A 16,877-nucleotide genomic window follows, 5' to 3' on the forward strand; every position below is an offset into this window, starting at 1 on the left:
GACGCTAGCGGCTCGGCGCGTCCCGTGTGGCAGAGACAGGACCAAGGCCTCTGGCGCCCACTGGGCGCGCGAGCCACGCTGGAGGTGAGGGATGGAGAGGAGGTGAGGACAATGTCACAGCTCCTTGAGAAGCACAGTGTGGGGACCGAGCGTCTTCCGCGGTTGTTCCGCAACCGCACGTTGGACTACACGCTCATCACCATCGGCCTCCTGGTCGCAGCCTTCGGCGCGTACGCATACTTCGTGCCGGCAGGCTGGGTCCTGGCGGGCCTGACCGAGGCCTGGTACCTCGGCAGCTGGATCGCCGGTGGGGTGCTGCTCGCGGCAGGCTTCGGCCTGCTGGGTGCGAGTGTCCGCGACCGGTCCGGTTACTGGACCGCAGGCGCCGTGATGAGTTTCGTGCTCAGCACGCTGAGCCTGGCCGGAGCGGTCATCGCTGCGGTGGTGCTCATCCTCTGACGACCTGAAAGGGGTGAGGATGGTCGAAGCCCCCGCGAGGTCGGGGGCTTCGACGCGGGCGGACTCGCTTTCCGGTCAGCGACTCAGCGGCCCAGCGGCTCGGCGGCTCAGCGCGTGTTGAAGGCCTCGATCCGCTCGATCGCCTCGCCGACCGCGGTCGCGCCGGCGGCGAAGCTGAGGCGCACCGAGTGCCCGCCGGCCCGGTCGTCGAAGTCGCCGCCGGGCGTGATGGCGACGCCGACCTCCTCGAGCAGGGCGCTGGCGTATGCCGCCGAGCCGCCCCACCGGGCGAGCTGCGGCCCGAGGTCGGCCCAGTAGTAGAACGCGCCGTCCGGCGGCGCGGACTCACCCCAGCCGAGCCGGGGCGCGTTGTCCAGCAACAGCTTCCGTGTCCGCGCGAACTCGGCGACCGCCTCGTCGCACTCGCGGTAGGACTCCTCCGCGAAGGCCGACACGGCGGCATACTGCGCCGGTGCCGGTGGACACAGCGCGACGTTGCCGGCGAGCGCGTCGACGGGGCGCACGAGGTCGTCGGGCAGCAGCATCCAACCGAGGCGCCAGCCGGTCATGCCCCAGTACTTGCTGAAGGAGGAGATGACGAGGGAGGCGTCGTCGGTCTCCCAGGCGCAGACGCCGCGCGGGTCCGCGGCACCGGGCTCGGGGTAGGTGACGCCGTGGTAGATCTCGTCGCTGACGAGGCGCACGCCGTGGGCGGCGCACCAGTCGGTGACGGCGGCGAGCTCGGCGCGGTCGACCATCGTGCCGGTCGGGTTGGCGGGCGAGGCGACGATGAGCCCGGCGAGCGCACCGTCGGCCTGGGCGGCGTCGAGCAGCTCGGGCGTCGGCTGGTAGCGGGTCTCGGGGCCGCAGTCGATCTCGACGACCTCGCACCCGAGCGAAGTGAGGATGTTGCGGTAGGCCGGGTAGCCCGGCCGCGCGAGAGCGACCCGGTCCCCCGCCTCGAAGGCGGCGAGGAAGGCGAGGACGAAGCCGCCCGACGAGCCCGTCGTGATCGCGACCCGGGCGGGGTCGACGTCGAGGCCGTACCACCGGCCGTAGTGCGCGGCGATCTCGGAGCGCAGCTCCCGGATGCCCAGCGCCGACGTGTAGGTCAGGGCGCGCCCCGAGCCGTGGATCCGCGCCGCCGCCTCCGAGACGAGGCTCGGCGCGCCCCCGGACGGCTCTCCGGCGCAGAGGGACACGACGTCGCGACCCTGTGCCCGCAGCACGGCGACCCGGTCGAGCACGTCCATGACCTCGAAGGGCGGCACCCGCGAGCGCCGGGAGGGCTGGAGCGGTCGGGTCGCGCGGCTCGGGTCGGTGGTCACCCGGCCAGTCTCGCGCATCGGCCCCGGCCGCCGGCGCGAGGTACGGTGGCGCCACCACGACCCCGACCGCGAGGAGGCCACGGTGCGCCAGCCCCACCCGACCGGACCGCACGAGGGCGAGGTCGTCGGCGTCTACCACGCCGAGGGGAGCCTTCTCGGTGAGCTGCGCTACGCGTACGGCCGGCTGCGGGGCACCGCGCACTGCGCGCTCTGCGACATCACCCACGCCACCGTCCGACGCAAGCCCGAGTGGGATGCGCTCGTGGCTCGGCTCCGCCGGCCCGTCCGGCTGGTGCACCTCGACGAGATGGACGACGAAGTGGCGTCGGCCGTGGCCGGGTCCGGCTCTCCCGTCGTCCTGGTCCGCCGCGGTGGCGTGCTCGTCCCGGTGCTCGGCGCGTCCGCCCTCGAGGCCGCCGGTGGCTCGGTCGCGGCCTTCGAGGCGGCCCTGCTGCGGGCCCTCGACGAGCCGGTGCTCAGCCCCGGGGCGAGCACCGAGGCTCCCGGCACCGGAACCCTCGACACGTGAAACACGGCGTTCACGCGACGTGGCTAACCTGCTGCGCATGACGATCGCCTACCACGCAGACGCCTCCACGCTCGTCGACAAGGAGGTCCTGACGTGGGAGGGCTTCGGGGTCGCAGTCCGCGAGCTGGCGACCCTCGTCGCCGACTCGAGCTTCCGGCCGGAGGTCCTCGTCGCGGTGGCGCGGGGTGGGCTCATCCCCGGGGGCGGGCTGTCCTACGCGCTCGGGGTCAAGCTGACCGATGCCATCAACGTCGAGTTCTACACCGACGTCGAGGAGACCCTGCCCGACCCCGTCCTGCTCGCGCCCCACCTCGACACCGACAGCCTCAAGGGCCGACGGATCCTCGTCGTCGACGACGTCGCCGACTCGGGCCGCACCCTCGCCCTCGTGCTCGACCTGCTCCAGGAGCACGGGGCCGAGGCGCGCAGCGCGGTGCTCTACGGCAAGCCGGGCTCGGTCGTGGCCCCCGACTACGTGTGGCGCCAGACCGACCGGTGGATCGTCTTCCCGTGGTCGGCCGAGCCGCCCGTGTCCGGCTCCCAGGTCACGGCGGATCCGGACGCCCACTGAGGGTCCGCTCCCAGCGAGCGGACGTAGTGTCGCAGGATGCATCTCGGACTGCACCTCGCCAACTTCACGTGGAGCGGCGGCTCCTCCACCTTCGTCGACGACCTCGTCCGCACCGCGCGGACCGCCGAGGACGTCGGCTTCACCAAGCTCTCGGTCATGGACCACGTCTGGCAGATCGGCATGGTCGGGCCCAAGGAGCACGAGATGCTCGAGGCCTACACGGCCCTCGGCTTCCTCGCCGCGGTCACCGAGAAGGTCCAGCTGCTCGCGTGGGTCACGGCCGCCGTCTACCGGGAGCCGGGGCTGCTCGCCAAGGAGGTCACGACCCTCGACGTGCTGTCGAAGGGCCGCGCCATGCTCGGCATCGGCGCCGCGTGGAACGAGGAGGAGTGCGTCGGTCTCGGCCTGCCCTTCCCGGCCACCGCCGAGCGCTTCGAGCGCCTCGAGGAGACGCTGCAGATCTGCCTCCAGATGTGGGGCGACAGCGTCGAGCCGTATGCCGGCAAGCACTACCGGCTCGGGAGCACCCTGAACTCCCCGCAGTCGGTGCAGCGCCCGCACCCGCCGATCCTCATCGGCGGTGGCGGCGAGAAGAAGACGCTGCGGATGGTCGCGCAGTACGCCCAGGCGTGCAACCTCTTCGACAGCCCCGACCTCGCCCACAAGCTCGAGGTGCTGCGTGGTCACTGCGAGGCCCTCGGTCGCGACTACGACGAGATCGAGAAGACCGTCATGGGACCGGTCGACCCGGGCCCGAACGGGGAGAACGTCGACGCGACGCTCGAGCACCTCCGCGACCTCGCCGGGCTCGGTGTGACCCACGTGCAGATGGGCATCGGTGACGGCTCGAAGACCGACGTGCTCGAGCTCATCGGCGAGCGGATCATCCCCGAGGCCGCGCGGTTCTGAGGCTCAGCTGAGGATGTCGCTGCGGCGGAAGCGGCGGTAGGCGAGCATCGTGAAGGCGACGGCCCACACGAGCGCCCACAAAGCGCCGTGGACCATGTCGGTGTAGTCCGGGGTCACGGCGAGGGCGTCCTGCCAGGCCCGCGAGTAGTGGCCGGGGAAGGCGTTGCGGTAGGGGTCGAGCGCGTCGAGCTGGTCGAGGATGTTGAGCAGGATGCTGACGAGTACGGCGCCGCCGACCGCCGCGAGCGGGGCGTCGGAGCGCGTCCCGATCCAGAAGGCGATGGCCGCGATGGGCAGCAGCGTCACGAAGATGTAGGCCATCGCGAGCGCGAGCCGGGGCAGGAACTGGCCCCACGTGAGGTTCTCGCCCAGCGGGTTGGTCAGCGGGTCCCAGCCGTAGGCGACCCCACCGACGAGCAGGCCCCAGGCCGGCAGCAGGACCGTCGCGAGCAGGGTCGAGGCGATCCCGATGACGAGCTTGCTCGTGAGCAGCCGGGCCCGCTGGACCGGCGCGATGAGCAGGTAGCGGAGCGAGGACCACGACGCCTCGGACGGCACGGCGTCGCCGCAGAAGAGCGCGGCGAGCAGCACGAGCAGCAGCTCGGAGGCGAGGAAGACGAGGACGAGGCTGAAGTTCGCGGCCCCGCTCTGGGCGAGGTCGAAGATCCGGGTCGACGCGCCGCCGCGGCTGTTGCTCGACCGTTCGCCGAAGGCGAACGAGCCGACGAGGACGAGGGGCAGCGCGAGGAGCAGGCCGAACGCCCAGATCGTGCGCCGCCGTCCCCACTGCCTGCGCAGCTCGGACCGCCACGAGAGGGGGTCCCGCACCTGGTGGATCTCGCCGCTCGCTGCACCCGACGTGGCCGGTGCCGGCTCCATCGCGTCGAGCAGCGCGTCTCCGGGGCTCGCTCCGGGGTTGTCGCTCATCGCGCCCTCACCTGCCTCAGTCGCTCGACGAGGGAGGCGCCCTCGTCTCCGGGCTCGCCGCCCGCTGCGGGTCCGGATGCCGCCGAGATGACCCCGAGGAAGACCTCCTCGAGGTGGCGGCGCCCACTGACGCCGACCACGGGCAGCCCGGCGGTGACCGCTGCGGCGACGACCTCGGCCCGGCCGCGCTCGGCGACGACGACGACGCGGGTCGGGGTGTCGACGCGCACCTCAGTGATGCCGTCGGCCGCCTCGAGGGCGTGCACGCCGGCGGCGATGACCTCGTGCGCGACGTGCTCGGGCAGGTCGAGGACCGTGGTGTCGTCGCTGTCGACGAGCTCGGCGACGGGGCCCTGCGTGATGACCCGGCCGGCGTGCATGACGACGACGTGGGTGCACGTCATCTCGACCTCGGCGAGCAGGTGGCTCGAGACGACGACGGTGCGCCCGGTCTCGGCGTAGCGGCGCAGGATCGGGCGCATCGCCGCGATCTGGGGCGGGTCGAGCCCGTTGGTCGGCTCGTCGAGGATGAGCAGCTCGGGCAGGCCGAGCATGGCCTGGGCGATGCCGAGCCGCTGCTTCATGCCGTGGCTGTAGGACTTGACCGGCCGGTCGACGGCGCCGCCGAGGGCCGCGACGTCGAGCGCCTCGTCGATGTGGGCGTCCTCGGTGGCCCGGCCCGTCGCGGACCAGTAGGCGTCGAGGTTCTGGCGGCCGGTGAGGTGCGGCAGGAAGCCGGGGCCCTCGATGAGCGCGCCGACCCGGCCGAGCACCCGCGAGCCGGCCGAGACGGGCTCACCGAGCACGTGGACGCTCCCCGCGTCGGAGGAGATGAGCCCCATGACCATCCGCATGGTCGTCGTCTTGCCGGCACCGTTGGGCCCGAGCAGCCCGACGACCTGGCCCTTCTCGGCGCGCCACGACACGTCGTCGACGGCGCGGTGCCCGTCGGCATACGTCTTGACGAGGCCCTCGACGACGAGCGGGACGTCGGCGAGGTCGGGCCGCGCCGGCAGGTGCATCCGGCGGCGACGGCGCACGAGCCAGCCGGCGAGCGCCGCGAGGAGCAGGACCGCGAGGGCGCCGGAGGCGAGGAGGGTCTCGGTGTCGACACCGCCGGCGACGGCGCCGTCGACGGCGGCACCGGCCGCGACGGGCAGCGTCAGGGCGAAGGCCCCCGAGATGCGGATGCCGCTCGGGGTGCGCGAGTTGGAGTAGGTCGACTCGGTGCTCGTCAGCAGGACGCGCCACCGGGTGCCGGCGGGCAGGTCGTAGGTCGCGGCGGGCAGCGAGATCGTCACGGGCGTGGGCCGACCGGGTGTCACGGTGAGCCGCACGGGCGCGACGAGCGGGTTGGTCAAGGTCACCGAGCCACCGGTGACGCGCCACACCGACGCGAAGAGCGTGACGTCGGGGGTGTCGGACGTGACGGTGACGCGCATCGTCGGCGACCCGACGACGGTCGCGGCCTCGGCGATGGGCTGGGTGTCGAGGGCCGTCGACTGACCCGGCAGCGCCGCGATCTGGTAGGTCGAGAGGCTGACACCCAGCGCGGCGAGGCCGGGGACGGCGATGAGCGAGGCCGGCTGCCCACCGGGCGGGTGGAGCAGGCTCCCGGAGGTCGTCGTCAGGGGCAGCTCGCGGGTGCGGAGCGCCGCTCCCGACAGACCCGGGTATGCCGGGAGGGTGTGGAGCGTCGTCGGCTGGGCTGCCCGACCGGCGGGAGTGCCGTACGTGAACGCCGCTGTCGGCAGGGCCGATCCGCCCGCGCCCTTGTCGCGGACGTAGTGGTCGAGCCACGTGTAGGAGGCCTCCACCTCCTCCGCCTCGTGCGTGCTCGGGGCGTCGTGGCCCCCGTCGCTCCACCGGACGGCATACGGCGTGCCGGAGGCGGCGAGCGCCGACGCGTTGGCGTCGGCCTGGTCGAGGCCGAAGAGGGAGTCGCCGACCCCCTGCACGAGGAAGGTCGGTGCGGTGACGGCGTTCATCGTCGGCTTCGGGCTGTGCGCGCGCAGCAGCGTCGTCAGCTGCGGTGAGGCGGTCCCGGTCTCGGAGGCCTGGACGAAGAGGCGGCAGATCGTCGGGTCGAAGCGGCCGCAGCGGTCGGTGTCGGCACCCGCGCCCTCGCCCTCGTCCTGGCTGCCGCGCAGGGCCGAGAGGAAGAAGTTCGTCGCCCAGACCTGCTTGAAGGGTCCCGCGACGTCGATCGGGGACCGGCCCGCGGCGGTGGTCGCCGGCTTCGTCACGGCGGCCTGCGGGAAGAAGGCGTCGGCGAGGTCGTTCCACGTGATGGCCGAGACGACGCCGTCGACCCGGCGGTCGGAGCCGGCGAGCATGAGGCCGAGCGCGCCACCGTACGACGCGCCCATGACCCCCGCGCGCGGGTCGCCGGGGCCGTCGAGCTCGACGTCCGGCCGCTTGGCCGCGAGGTCGAGCAGCGCTCTCGCGTCGGCGATCTCGTAGGCCGGGTCGTTGAGGTGGATGCGACCGCCCGACTGGCCGTGGCCGCGGGCGCTCCACGCGACGACGACGTAGCCGCGGTCGTGCAGGTCGTTCGCCTGGCTCGTCACCGAGTCCTTGGTGCCCCCGAAGCCGTGGGCGAGCAGGACGACCGGGTGCTTGCCGCTCGCCTGGGGCCACACGGAGACGTCGAGGCGCACGGCCGTGCCGTCGGGCTCGGCGCCGACGGGCACCGTCGTGACCTCCGGAGACACCTCGGCAGCGAGCGCGGCCGGGGCGGGCGCGACCGTCAGGCTCGACCCCAGGACGAGCGCGGCGAGGAGGGAGGCCCGGACCGACATGCCCACATCACATCACGCGATGGTCGTTGAACGGTCGCCGACCGTCGAGGGTTGGGCCTCGGTCAGTCGCGCGAGAGGCGCTGCTCGAGGACGTAGGCGAGCACGATGCACACGACGAGCACCATCCCCGGGGGCAGGAACCGCGCCGCCCCCTCGAGCTGCAGCCACTCGTACGGCGCGACGGTGAACTCGAAGAACGACAGCCCGAGCAGGTAGCGCACGATCGGCAGCACGCCGAAGACGATGCCGACCACCCCGACGAGGTTGATGACGAAGCGCGAGCGCGCCCCGGTGTCCTGCGGGTCGCTCACGCCCGGTCCTCTCCGTCGATGAGGTGCTGCTGCCCGAACACCTGGGCCGTGGCCCGCGCGGTGGGCGAGCCGGCGTCGAGGTCGGCGCCCGCAGCGACGAGCGCCCGGACGACCTCGTCCTCGCCCTTGAACATCGCCCCGGCCACCGGTGACTGGTCGCGGTCGTTGCGGCGGTCGACGTCGGCGCCCCGGTCGACGAGGGTCGCGACCGTGTCGAGGTGGCCGTGGTAGGCCGCGAGCATGACGAGCGTGTTGCCGGCGGGGTCCTGCTGGTCGAGCGGGAAGCCGTGGTCGAGGAACTCGACGAGGTCGCTCGTGCGCCCGTCGCGGGCCATGTCCATCGCGACCGCGACGATCTGCTCCAGCTGCTCCGGTGTGAGCGGCGACTCGGTCATGCCACCAACCTACGGGTCGCCCAGTGCCGGGCGAGGCACCACCCGGCTGCGGCGCCGAGGACGTGCCACGCGGCGTGTCCCTGGAGCCGGCTCGTCGGGTCGCAGAGCAGACCCGCCTGGTCGAGCAGCCAGAGGGCGTATGCCGTCACGAGCAGTCCCAGCCCGACGTGCAGCCAGAGCGCGCCACCGTCACGACCCCGGGCGGCCACGAGCTCGAGGACGATGCCGGGCAGCAGGACGGCGGCGAAGAGCACCCGTCGCGACTCGGGCCACAGCCAGAGCAGGACGCCGAGGACGACGAGGAGGGCGACGCCGCCGACGACGGCCACGCGCGGCGTGACCCGACCCCGGCGCACGAGGGCACCGGCGAGCAGGACGACGCCGACGGCATACATCGGGAGGACGTCAGCGAACTGGCCCCACAGCGTCAGGGTCGCGTGGAAGGCGAAGCTGCCGACCCCGACGGCGACGAGGGCCACCCCGAGGAGCGGCACGAGGACCCGCTCGGGACGGGCGTCGGGACGCACGAGCACGGCGGCCGCGACCCCGGCCACGACGAACGCGAGCGACGACCAGGCGTTGGCCGGCTGGGCGATCCCGTCGGGACGGACGAGCTCGCAGAAGCAGCGGGTCGCGAGGCACGTCGCGCCGTCAGCGGGCATGCCGCGACCGTAGCCCCAGGCCGCCCGTGTTAGATACGTCCATGGCCACCACCTCCCTCGGAGACACCACCGTCCACACCGTCGGCGACCTGCCGGCCGTGGGCACCCCCGCCCCGGCGTTCACGCTGACGGGCACGAACCTGCGCGACGACGTGACGCTGCCTGCCGGCACGCGCGTGGTCCTCAACATCTTCCCGAGCGTCGACACCGGCGTCTGCGCAGCGAGCGTCCGTCGCTTCAACGAGCTCGCCGCCGGCCTCGACAACGCGTCGGTCGTCTGCGTGTCGGCCGACCTACCGTTCGCGCTGAACCGCTTCTGCGGCGCCGAGGGCATCGACAACGTCGTCGCGGCGTCGTCGTTCCGATCCGGCTTCGGCTACGACTACGGCGTGCGCATGGAGAACGGCGGCTTCGCCGGCCTGCTCGCCCGTGCGGTCGTCGTCATCGACGCCGACGGCACCGTCGCGCACACCGAGATCGTCCCGTCCATCGGGCAGGAGCCCGACTACGACGCCGCCATCGCCGCCCTGTCCTGAGGCGCGTCCTGACGCGCGGGTGAAGCCGCGGACGCTGCGCACGAGCAGCGGCCAGCAGCCGGCGACGAGCATCCAGACGGCGATGCCGACCATGAGGTCGGATGTCTCGACGTGCTCGCTGAGCGGGCCGGCGAGGACGTTGCCGAGGGGTAGCGCGACGAACGAGATGAGCACGTCCCACGAGACGACGCGGGCGAGCCGGTCGTGGGGCACACCCTGCTGGATGGCGGTCTGCCACCCGACGTCGAAGTAGAGCAGGCCGGCCTGCGCGACGAGGGCGAGCGCCATGATCGCGACGAGCCCGCCGGGCCAGGCGAACCCGAGCGGGAAGAGCGGGAAGAGGCCGAGGGCGGCGAAGGCCCAGAGGAGCATCCGACGCGGCTGGACCCGCATCCCGACGAGCCCGCCCACGAGCCCACCGACGCCGAGGGCCGCCGTGATGAGCCCGAGGGCGTGGGCGCCGCCGAGGTCGCGCACGGCGGTCACCTCGACGAGGACGATGAAGACCCCACTGGCCACGTGGAACATCGCCGCCGCGAGGAGGCTCGTCCATAGCCAGTCGCGGCCGCGGATCTCGGCGAGACCCTCCCGGATCTCGGTCAGCAGGCCGGTGCGCTCCGCGAGGTGGTCGGCGCGCGCCCGGAGCCGGGCGACGCACACGGCCGACCAGAGGAACGTCAGCGCGTTGACCGTGAAGCCGGCGACCGGGCCGAACCGGGCGACGACGAGGCCTGCGAGGACCGGACCGCCCACCTGGGCGCTGGACTGGAGGAAGCTGATCGCGCCGTTGGCGGTCTGGAGCGCCGTGGCCGGCACGATGAGCGGCCGCAGCGAGACGAAGGCCGGGTAGAAGAACGCGCCGGCGCCGGCCGTGACGGCGGCCAGACCGGCGAGGAGGGCGACGGGCGGGTCGCCGAGCGCGAAGGCGAGCGCCATGCCGGCGACGGACCCGGCGCGCGTCAGGTCGGCGACGACCATGATCCGGTGGGGCGTGACGCGGTCGGCCCAGACACCACCGACGAGGGTGCACAGGAGGCGCGCCACCACGGCGCTCGCGAGCACGACGCCGAGCTCGCCCGCTCCCCCGCCACCGAGGACGACCGCCACCGACAGCGCGATCGGGTTGAACGCGTCACCGATCCAGGAGAGGCCCTGGCCCGCCAGCAGCAGCCGGACGTCACGGAGGGCGAGGAGATCACGCATCGTCATGATCTCGACGATAGTTAGACGTCTGACTATCTGTCAACGAATAGTCAGGACCGGCACTCGCCGGGCGGGTACCTCTGCGAGACTGAGGGCATGGCGAGAGCGCGGCAGGACTCGGTCGACCGGCACGTCGCGCGCTGGAGCGGCCTGCTCGAGGACATGGACCCCGAGGTCGAGGGCGCCGTCACGCGCATGCAGGCGATCACCAAGCGGCTCAAGGCCGCCGACCACGCGAGCTACGCCGGCACGGACGACACGATCGAGGACTACCGCACGCTCCACGCGCTCATGATCCAGCCCTACCCCGAGGAGGCGACGCCCGCCCAGCTCGCCGACGCGTGCGGCGTGACCCGCGCCGCGATGACCTCGCGCGTCGACCGGCTCGTCCAGCGTGGCCACGCGACCCGGGAGATCGACCCCGTCGACCGCCGCCGCATCCTCATCCGGCCGACACCGTCAGGACGAGCGCTGTGGGAGAAGGGGATCGAGGCCGGCATGGCTCGGGAGCAGGAGGCCTTCTCGGGCCTCACCGCCAAGGAGCTCGTTGCCCTCAACGGCCTCCTGCGCAAGGTCGTCCTCCACCTCGAGGAAGGGGCCTGAGCCACCGGGAGGCGGGTCAGGGCGTGTCGTCGTCGACCCAGTCGAGGGTGCGCTCGACGGCCTTCTTCCACGTGCGGAAGAGGCGCTCCCGTTCTGCCTCGTCCATCTGAGGGGTCCAGCGGCGGTCCTCGCCCCAGTTCTCGCGGATCTCGTCGGTGCTCTCCCAGTAGCCGACGGCGAGGCCCGCGGCATACGCGGCCCCGAGGGCGGTCGTCTCGGCCACGACGGGTCGCACGACGTCGACGCCGAGCAGGTCCGCCTGGAACTGCATGAGCGTCTCGTTGACGACCATGCCGCCGTCGACCCGCAGCTCGGTGAGGGGCACGCCGGAGTCGGCGTTCATCGCCTCGAGGACCTCGCGCGTCTGGAAGGCCGTGGCCTCCAAGGCTGCTCGCGCGATGTGCCCCTTGTTGACGAAGCGCGTGAGACCGACGAGCGCGCCACGCGCGTCGGGGCGCCAGTGCGGGGCGAAGAGGCCCGAGAAGGCCGGCACGAAGTAGGCGCCGCCGTTGTCGTCGACGCTCGCGGCGAGGGCCTCGACCTCCTTGGCGTCCTTGATGAGGCCGAGGTTGTCGCGCAGCCACTGGACGAGCGACCCGGTGACGGCGATGGAGCCCTCGAGGGCGTAGACGGGCTTGTCGTCACCGAGCTGGTAGCAGACGGTCGTCAGCAGCCCGTTCTTCGACGCGACGATCTCCTCGCCCGTGTTGAGGAGCATGAAGTTGCCGGTCCCGTAGGTGTTCTTGGCCGTGCCGACATCGAGGCACGCCTGTCCGAACGTCGCCGCCTGCTGGTCGCCGAGGATGCCGGCGACCGGGACGTCGATGAGGATGCCCGGCTTGCACGAGCCGTAGACCTCGGACGAGGAGCGGATCTCGGGGAGCATCGCGAGCGGGATCCCGATCGCCTCGGCGGCCGACGCGTCCCAGTCGAGGGTGCGCAGGTCCATCAGGAGGGTGCGCGAGGCGTTCGTGACGTCGGTGACGTGGACGCCGCCGTCGGCCGCGCCGCCCGTGAGGTTCCAGAGCAGCCACGTGTCGATGGTGCCGAAGAGCAGCTCACCCGCCTCGGCGCGCTCGCGGGCGCCGTCGACGTGGTCGAGGATCCAGCGCGCCTTGGGGCCGGCGAAGTACGTCGCGAGCGGGAGGCCCGTGACGTCCTTGAAGCGCTCGATGCCGCCGTCGCGGGCCAGCTCGTCGCAGATCGCCTGGGTGCGGGTGTCCTGCCAGACGATGGCGTTGTGGATCGGCCGACCGGTCGCCCGCTCCCAGACGACCGTCGTCTCGCGCTGGTTGGTGATGCCGACCGCGGCGACGTGCGTGGCGTTGAGGTTGGCCTTGCCGAGCACTCCGCCGACGACGACGCGGGTGTTCTGCCAGATCTCCATCGGGTCGTGCTCGACCCAGCCGGCCCGGGGGAAGATCTGCCGGTGCTCCATCTGGTCGACGGCCACGACCCGACCCCTGCGGTCGAAGACCATGGCCCGGGTGCTCGTCGTCCCCTGGTCGATCGACACGACATGGCTGCGCTGCTCCGTCGGCATGACCAGACCGTACCGTCGGCGCGCCGCTCTGGTGACATCGTCGCCCGTGCCCATCACGGTCGCCCACCGCCGTCACCGACGCGCAGTCGCTGAGCAGGGGGTGCCACAACCCCAAGACGGCACGGCTCTGGTCAGCCGCTCGGGCACCCGACGACGGCAGGCCCCGGAGCCCGACCACGACGACGACCCGCCGACCCGCCGAGCCGCCCGAGCCGCCGAGCCGCCCCTCCACACTTCTAGGGTCGTCTACAGCTCGCCGCGTCCGAGCTGGCGGTGGCGCTCACGCGCCTCCGCCACCCGGCTGACCGCGTCGCACCGTCCGCACACGATGATCGTCTCCTCGTCGCGGCTCTCACGGCGCCACCGGTGGCCGGCGAACTGGCAGATGATCCACATGAGTCTCACCCGCCCAGTGTCGCCCCAGCTCGGCATCTACTGCACGCCGATGAGAACCGCGGCGTCGTGAGCCGCGGCACGGGCGTAGAAGTCGCGCAGCTGCTGGACGTTCGGCATGAGGTACTCGTCGAGGATGTCGCTCTCGTCCCAGACCTGGGGGTAGATGTCGAGGCGCTGCATCTCCTCGGGGTCGAAGCGAGCGCGGAGCTCTGCGTCGGTGACCACGCCCAGCGCCTCGGCCACCTCACGGACGAGGTCGGGCTCGAGCAGCCGCGGGGGCCCGTAGCCGTCGTCCCCACCGACCTCACGGCCGCCGAGGACGGCTCCGCCGAGGGGGTTGTCCGTGCCCCAGGCCGCACCCGTCAGCAGGAAGTGGACGCCGTGCCACGCCTTGTCGAGATCGAGCCAGCCGTCGCTGCCGTCCTCGCCCTCGTCATCGACCTCGCCCTCGTCGTCGACCTCGTCGAGGATCAGGTCGTTCGCGATCGAAGGGTCCGCAAGGAGACTCGCGAGCTGCTCGGAGTCCAGCTCCCGTGCCACCACCGTCATGCCCATGGCGCCGAGGGTACGGGCTGACCGCCCCGTGAACGGCCCGGAGTCGACACCGGATCTGGCTCGTTAGAGTGTCGTTCTCGGCACCGACGCGAAGGGGAACCGATGACGAGCCCAGTGCGGCTGGACACGGACTACCGGGCGCGGGCGTGGAAGCGCCTCGCCACCAAGCAGTTCGACGTGCTCGTCGTGGGTGGCGGGGTGACGGGCGGCGGGGTCGCCCTCGACGCGGCCACCCGCGGCCTCTCGACGGCACTCGTCGAGCAGCGCGACTTCGCCTCGGGCACCTCGTCGCGCTCGTCGAAGCTCTTCCACGGCGGTCTGCGCTATCTCGAGCAGATGAACTTCGACCTCGTGCGCGAGGCGCTCAAGGAGCGCGAGCTCATGCTGAGCCGCATCGCCCCGCACCTCGTCAAGCCGGTCTCCTTCCTCTACCCGCTGACCAACCGCGGCTGGGAGCGGCCCTACGTCACCGCTGGCCTGACCCTCTACGACTCGATGGGCGGCGCCCGCTCGGTCCCGCGCCACAAGCAGCTGACCCGCACCGGCGCGCTCAAGCTCGCTCCGGCCCTCAAGCGCGAGGCCCTCACCGGTGGGCTCCTCTACTACGACGCCCAGGCCGACGACGCCCGCCACACGCTGACGACGGTCCGCACCGCTGCGGCCTACGGCGCGACCGTCGTCGCCTCGGCCCGGGTCGTCGAGCTGCTGCGCGCAGGCGAGCGGGTCGTCGGAGCCCTCGTCGAGGACGTCGAGACGGGCGAGCGCACCGAGGTCCGGGCGTCCGTGGTCATCAACTGCACCGGCGTGTGGACCGACGACATCCAGACGATGGCGGGCGGTCGCGGCCGCTTCCACGTGCGCGCGAGCAAGGGCGTGCACATCGTCGTCGCCCGCGACCGGATCAACTCCGAGACCGGCCTCATCCTGCGCACCGAGAAGTCGGTCCTCTTCGTCATCCCGTGGGGCACCCACTGGATCATCGGCACGACCGACACCGACTGGGAGCTCGACCTCGCCCACCCGGCGGCGACCCGGGCCGACATCGACTACATCCTCGAGCACATCAACACCGTGCTCAAGGTGCCGCTGACGCACGACGACATCCAGGGCGTCTACGCCGGTCTGCGGCCCCTCCTCTCGGGCGAGAGCGAGGACACGAGCCAGCTCTCGCGCGAGCACGCCGTGGCCCGCCCGCAGCCCGGTCTCATCTCCATCGCGGGCGGCAAGTACACGACCTACCGCGTCATGGCCGCCGACGCCGTGGACGCCGCACGCGAGGACATCGGTGGCGACGTCTCCGACAGCGTCACGGAGTTCATCCCGCTCTCGGGCGCCGAGGGCTACGTCGCGCTCGTCAACCAGATCGACCGGCTCGCGCGCCACCAGGACCTCCCGGTCTGGCGCATCACGCACCTGCTCGAGCGCTACGGCTCGCTCGTCCACGAGCTCTTCGCCCTCGCCGAGGACGACCGCTCGCTCTACGAGCCGCTCCCCGGCGCGGAGGAGTACCTCCGGGTCGAGGCGCTGTATGCCGCCACGCACGAGGGCGCGCTGCACCTGGACGACGTGCTGGCCCGCCGCACCCGCATCTCCATCGAGACCTCGAGCCGCGGCGCCGACAGCGCCCGCGCCGTGGCCGAGATCGTGGCGCCGGTGCTCGGGTGGGACGCCGAGCGGGTCGAGGCCGAGGTGTCCGGCTACATCGCCCGGGTCGAGGCCGAGCTCGAATCGCAGAAGGAGCTCGCCGACTCCGAGGCCAACGCCGAACGACTGAGCGCCCCCGACGTGCGCCGCATCCCGGTGAGCCGGGCGCCCGAGCAGGCCTGACGGACCGAACACTCGACAACGGCTCCGAAGGGCGTCCTCGTTCCTAGACTGACGGGATGAGGACTCGACGCGGCCGGACCGCGATGCGGGCGACCCCCGCCGTCGTGGGCGCCGTCGCGGCGGTCGCCATGCTCGTCGCGGGCTGCGGCACGCCCAACCCGACCGCACAGGCACGGCTCGAGGGGCACGCGACCGGGCACACGACCGGGTCTGCCAGCGCCACCGACCACCCGACGACGGCCGCCACCGGTCACGCCGCCAAGCCCGTCGCCCCTGCCAAGCCGGCCGCGCTCCGGGCCGGCGAGTCGATGCGAACCGTGACGTCCCCGGTCTCCTACACGCCGAAGGCCCCGACGACCGGCACCGACGACTACCGGTGCTTCGTCCTCGACCCGCAGGTGACGCGCGACGCGTTCGTCACCGGATTCGACATCGCCCCGGGCCAGCCACAGGAGGTGCACCACGTCATCCTCTTCCGTGTGCCACCGTCCGCGGCCGCCGCGGCGCGCGCCCGGGACGCCGAGTCCGGCGGCAATGGCTGGACCTGCTTCGGCGGCACCGGACTCGGCTCGCGTGGCGCCAGCCTCGACGACGCGCCGTGGGTCGGCGCCTGGGCACCGGGCGGGCGCGAGAACGTCCTGCCGGCCGACGTCGGCATCCCCATGCAGCGCGGCTCGCTGCTCGTCATGCAGGTGCACTACAACCTCCGTCACGGCGTGACGCCCGACCGCACCTCGGTCAAGATGCGCCTCTCGTCCTCGTCGAAGCTCAAGCCGCTCGAGACGATGCTCTACCCCGCGCCGGTCGAGCTGCCTTGTCGCGCAGGCAAGTCCGGGCCACTGTGCGACCGCAACGCGGCCGTCGCCGACGTCACCGAGCGCTTCGGCGCCATGTCGTCGCCCATCGTCAACGGCCTGCTGCTCGTCTGCAACGGCACGCTCATCCCGACCCCTGGCGCGACCCAGTCCTGCACGCGCCGCGTCGAGCAGGCCGCGACGATCCGTGCCGTGGCCGGCCACATGCACCTGCTCGGCTCGTCCCTGCGCATCGACCTCAACCCAGGCACGGCTCGCGCCAGGACGCTCCTCGACATCAGGGTCTGGGACTTCGACAACCAGGGCTCGGTCCCGATCCCGGCGACGGCGATCCGCCCCGGCGACTCGATCCGGGTCAGCTGCACGCACGACCAGGCCTGGCGCGACAAGCTGCCAGACCTCCAGGGCCTGCCCGAGCGCTACGTCGTCTGGGGCGAGGGCACGACCGACGAGATGTGCCTCGGCCTGCTCAGCGTCACACGTCCCTGAGCGCCCCGGCCGTGCACA

Annotated in this window: 17 protein-coding genes and 1 pseudogene; 8 read left to right on the forward strand and 10 right to left on the reverse strand. The window is 72.5% G+C overall.

Features of this window, described 5'->3' with window-relative positions:
• Positions 1-138 precede the first annotated feature (138 nt).
• Positions 139-459 (forward strand): hypothetical protein, encoded by a 321-nt coding sequence (locus tag ACSSS0_RS08595; protein ID WP_487230788.1) that lies wholly within the window; start codon positions 139-141, stop codon positions 457-459.
• A gap of 107 nt (positions 460-566) precedes the next feature.
• On the opposite strand, the gene ACSSS0_RS08600 is transcribed toward ACSSS0_RS08595, so the two are convergent.
• Entirely contained in the window at positions 567-1,805 is a 1,239-nt protein-coding gene (locus tag ACSSS0_RS08600; protein WP_487230789.1) for an aminotransferase class I/II-fold pyridoxal phosphate-dependent enzyme, read from the reverse strand.
• Positions 1,806-1,869: 64 nt separating this feature from the next.
• On the opposite strand from ACSSS0_RS08600, the gene ACSSS0_RS08605 reads away from it, so the two are divergent.
• Genes ACSSS0_RS08605 through ACSSS0_RS08615 form a run of 3 tightly spaced genes read left to right on the forward strand, consistent with a single transcriptional unit; the run spans position 1,870 to position 3,796 of the window.
• A complete protein-coding gene (locus tag ACSSS0_RS08605; RefSeq protein WP_487230790.1) occupies positions 1,870-2,316 on the forward strand; it encodes a hypothetical protein in 447 nt (148 codons plus the stop codon).
• A 37-nt stretch (positions 2,317-2,353) separates the two neighbouring features.
• Positions 2,354-2,887, forward strand: a complete 534-nt coding sequence (locus tag ACSSS0_RS08610; RefSeq protein WP_435984417.1) for a phosphoribosyltransferase — start codon at positions 2,354-2,356, stop codon at positions 2,885-2,887.
• A 36-nt stretch (positions 2,888-2,923) separates the two neighbouring features.
• On the forward strand, positions 2,924-3,796 hold the full coding sequence (locus ACSSS0_RS08615) for an LLM class F420-dependent oxidoreductase (protein ID WP_487230791.1): 873 nt from the start codon (positions 2,924-2,926) through the stop codon (positions 3,794-3,796).
• A gap of 3 nt (positions 3,797-3,799) precedes the next feature.
• On the opposite strand, the gene ACSSS0_RS08620 is transcribed toward ACSSS0_RS08615, so the two are convergent.
• The 5 genes from ACSSS0_RS08620 to ACSSS0_RS08640 form a co-directional block, all read right to left on the reverse strand.
• Positions 3,800-4,723, reverse strand: a complete 924-nt coding sequence (locus ACSSS0_RS08620; RefSeq protein WP_487230792.1) for an ABC transporter permease subunit — start codon at positions 4,721-4,723, stop codon at positions 3,800-3,802.
• Positions 4,720-7,524 carry an alpha/beta fold hydrolase gene (locus ACSSS0_RS08625; protein WP_487230793.1) on the reverse strand — a complete coding sequence of 935 codons (2,805 nt, stop codon included), beginning with the start codon at positions 7,522-7,524 and terminating at the stop codon, positions 4,720-4,722. The genes ACSSS0_RS08620 and ACSSS0_RS08625 overlap by 4 nt, the downstream gene beginning before the upstream one ends.
• Positions 7,525-7,586: 62 nt before the next feature.
• Positions 7,587-7,835, reverse strand: a complete 249-nt coding sequence (locus tag ACSSS0_RS08630; protein WP_487230794.1) for a hypothetical protein — start codon at positions 7,833-7,835, stop codon at positions 7,587-7,589.
• Positions 7,832-8,230, reverse strand: coding sequence for an ankyrin repeat domain-containing protein (locus ACSSS0_RS08635; protein ID WP_487230795.1), 399 nt, complete (start codon positions 8,228-8,230; stop codon positions 7,832-7,834). The genes ACSSS0_RS08630 and ACSSS0_RS08635 overlap by 4 nt, the downstream gene beginning before the upstream one ends.
• Positions 8,227-8,892 carry a ceramidase domain-containing protein gene (locus ACSSS0_RS08640; protein ID WP_487230796.1) on the reverse strand — a complete coding sequence of 222 codons (666 nt, stop codon included), beginning with the start codon at positions 8,890-8,892 and terminating at the stop codon, positions 8,227-8,229. The genes ACSSS0_RS08635 and ACSSS0_RS08640 overlap by 4 nt, the downstream gene beginning before the upstream one ends.
• Before the next feature lie 41 nt (positions 8,893-8,933).
• Between ACSSS0_RS08640 and tpx the strand changes: the two genes are divergently transcribed.
• Entirely contained in the window at positions 8,934-9,428 is a 495-nt protein-coding gene (gene tpx / locus ACSSS0_RS08645; protein WP_435984409.1) for a thiol peroxidase, read from the forward strand.
• A gap of 63 nt (positions 9,429-9,491) precedes the next feature.
• Here tpx and ACSSS0_RS08650 read toward each other — a convergent pair.
• Positions 9,492-10,637, reverse strand: a pseudogene (locus ACSSS0_RS08650) (MFS transporter); the annotation flags it as partial.
• 90 nt (positions 10,638-10,727) lie between these two features.
• Here ACSSS0_RS08650 and ACSSS0_RS08655 point away from each other — a divergent pair.
• Positions 10,728-11,234, forward strand: coding sequence for a MarR family winged helix-turn-helix transcriptional regulator (locus ACSSS0_RS08655; protein ID WP_487230797.1), 507 nt, complete (start codon positions 10,728-10,730; stop codon positions 11,232-11,234).
• Positions 11,235-11,250: 16 nt separating this feature from the next.
• On the opposite strand, the gene glpK is transcribed toward ACSSS0_RS08655, so the two are convergent.
• The 3 genes from glpK to ACSSS0_RS08670 all read right to left on the reverse strand — a co-directional run bounded on the left by glpK (position 11,251) and on the right by ACSSS0_RS08670 (position 13,728).
• Positions 11,251-12,777 carry a glycerol kinase GlpK gene (gene glpK, locus ACSSS0_RS08660; RefSeq protein WP_487230798.1) on the reverse strand — a complete coding sequence of 509 codons (1,527 nt, stop codon included), beginning with the start codon at positions 12,775-12,777 and terminating at the stop codon, positions 11,251-11,253.
• 246 nt (positions 12,778-13,023) lie between these two features.
• Positions 13,024-13,182 carry a DUF1660 family phage protein gene (locus ACSSS0_RS08665; RefSeq protein ID WP_435984405.1) on the reverse strand — a complete coding sequence of 53 codons (159 nt, stop codon included), beginning with the start codon at positions 13,180-13,182 and terminating at the stop codon, positions 13,024-13,026.
• A gap of 27 nt (positions 13,183-13,209) precedes the next feature.
• Positions 13,210-13,728 carry a YfbM family protein gene (locus ACSSS0_RS08670; RefSeq protein ID WP_487230799.1) on the reverse strand — a complete coding sequence of 173 codons (519 nt, stop codon included), beginning with the start codon at positions 13,726-13,728 and terminating at the stop codon, positions 13,210-13,212.
• A gap of 102 nt (positions 13,729-13,830) precedes the next feature.
• Between ACSSS0_RS08670 and ACSSS0_RS08675 the strand changes: the two genes are divergently transcribed.
• Complete coding sequence (locus ACSSS0_RS08675; RefSeq protein ID WP_435984403.1) at positions 13,831-15,555, forward strand: glycerol-3-phosphate dehydrogenase/oxidase; 1,725 nt, start codon at positions 13,831-13,833, stop codon at positions 15,553-15,555.
• A 56-nt stretch (positions 15,556-15,611) separates the two neighbouring features.
• A complete protein-coding gene (locus ACSSS0_RS08680; RefSeq protein ID WP_487230800.1) occupies positions 15,612-16,859 on the forward strand; it encodes a hypothetical protein in 1,248 nt (415 codons plus the stop codon).
• Positions 16,860-16,877: the final 18 nt, after the last annotated feature.

This window comes from Terrabacter sp. R4-6 (genome assembly GCF_057529065.1).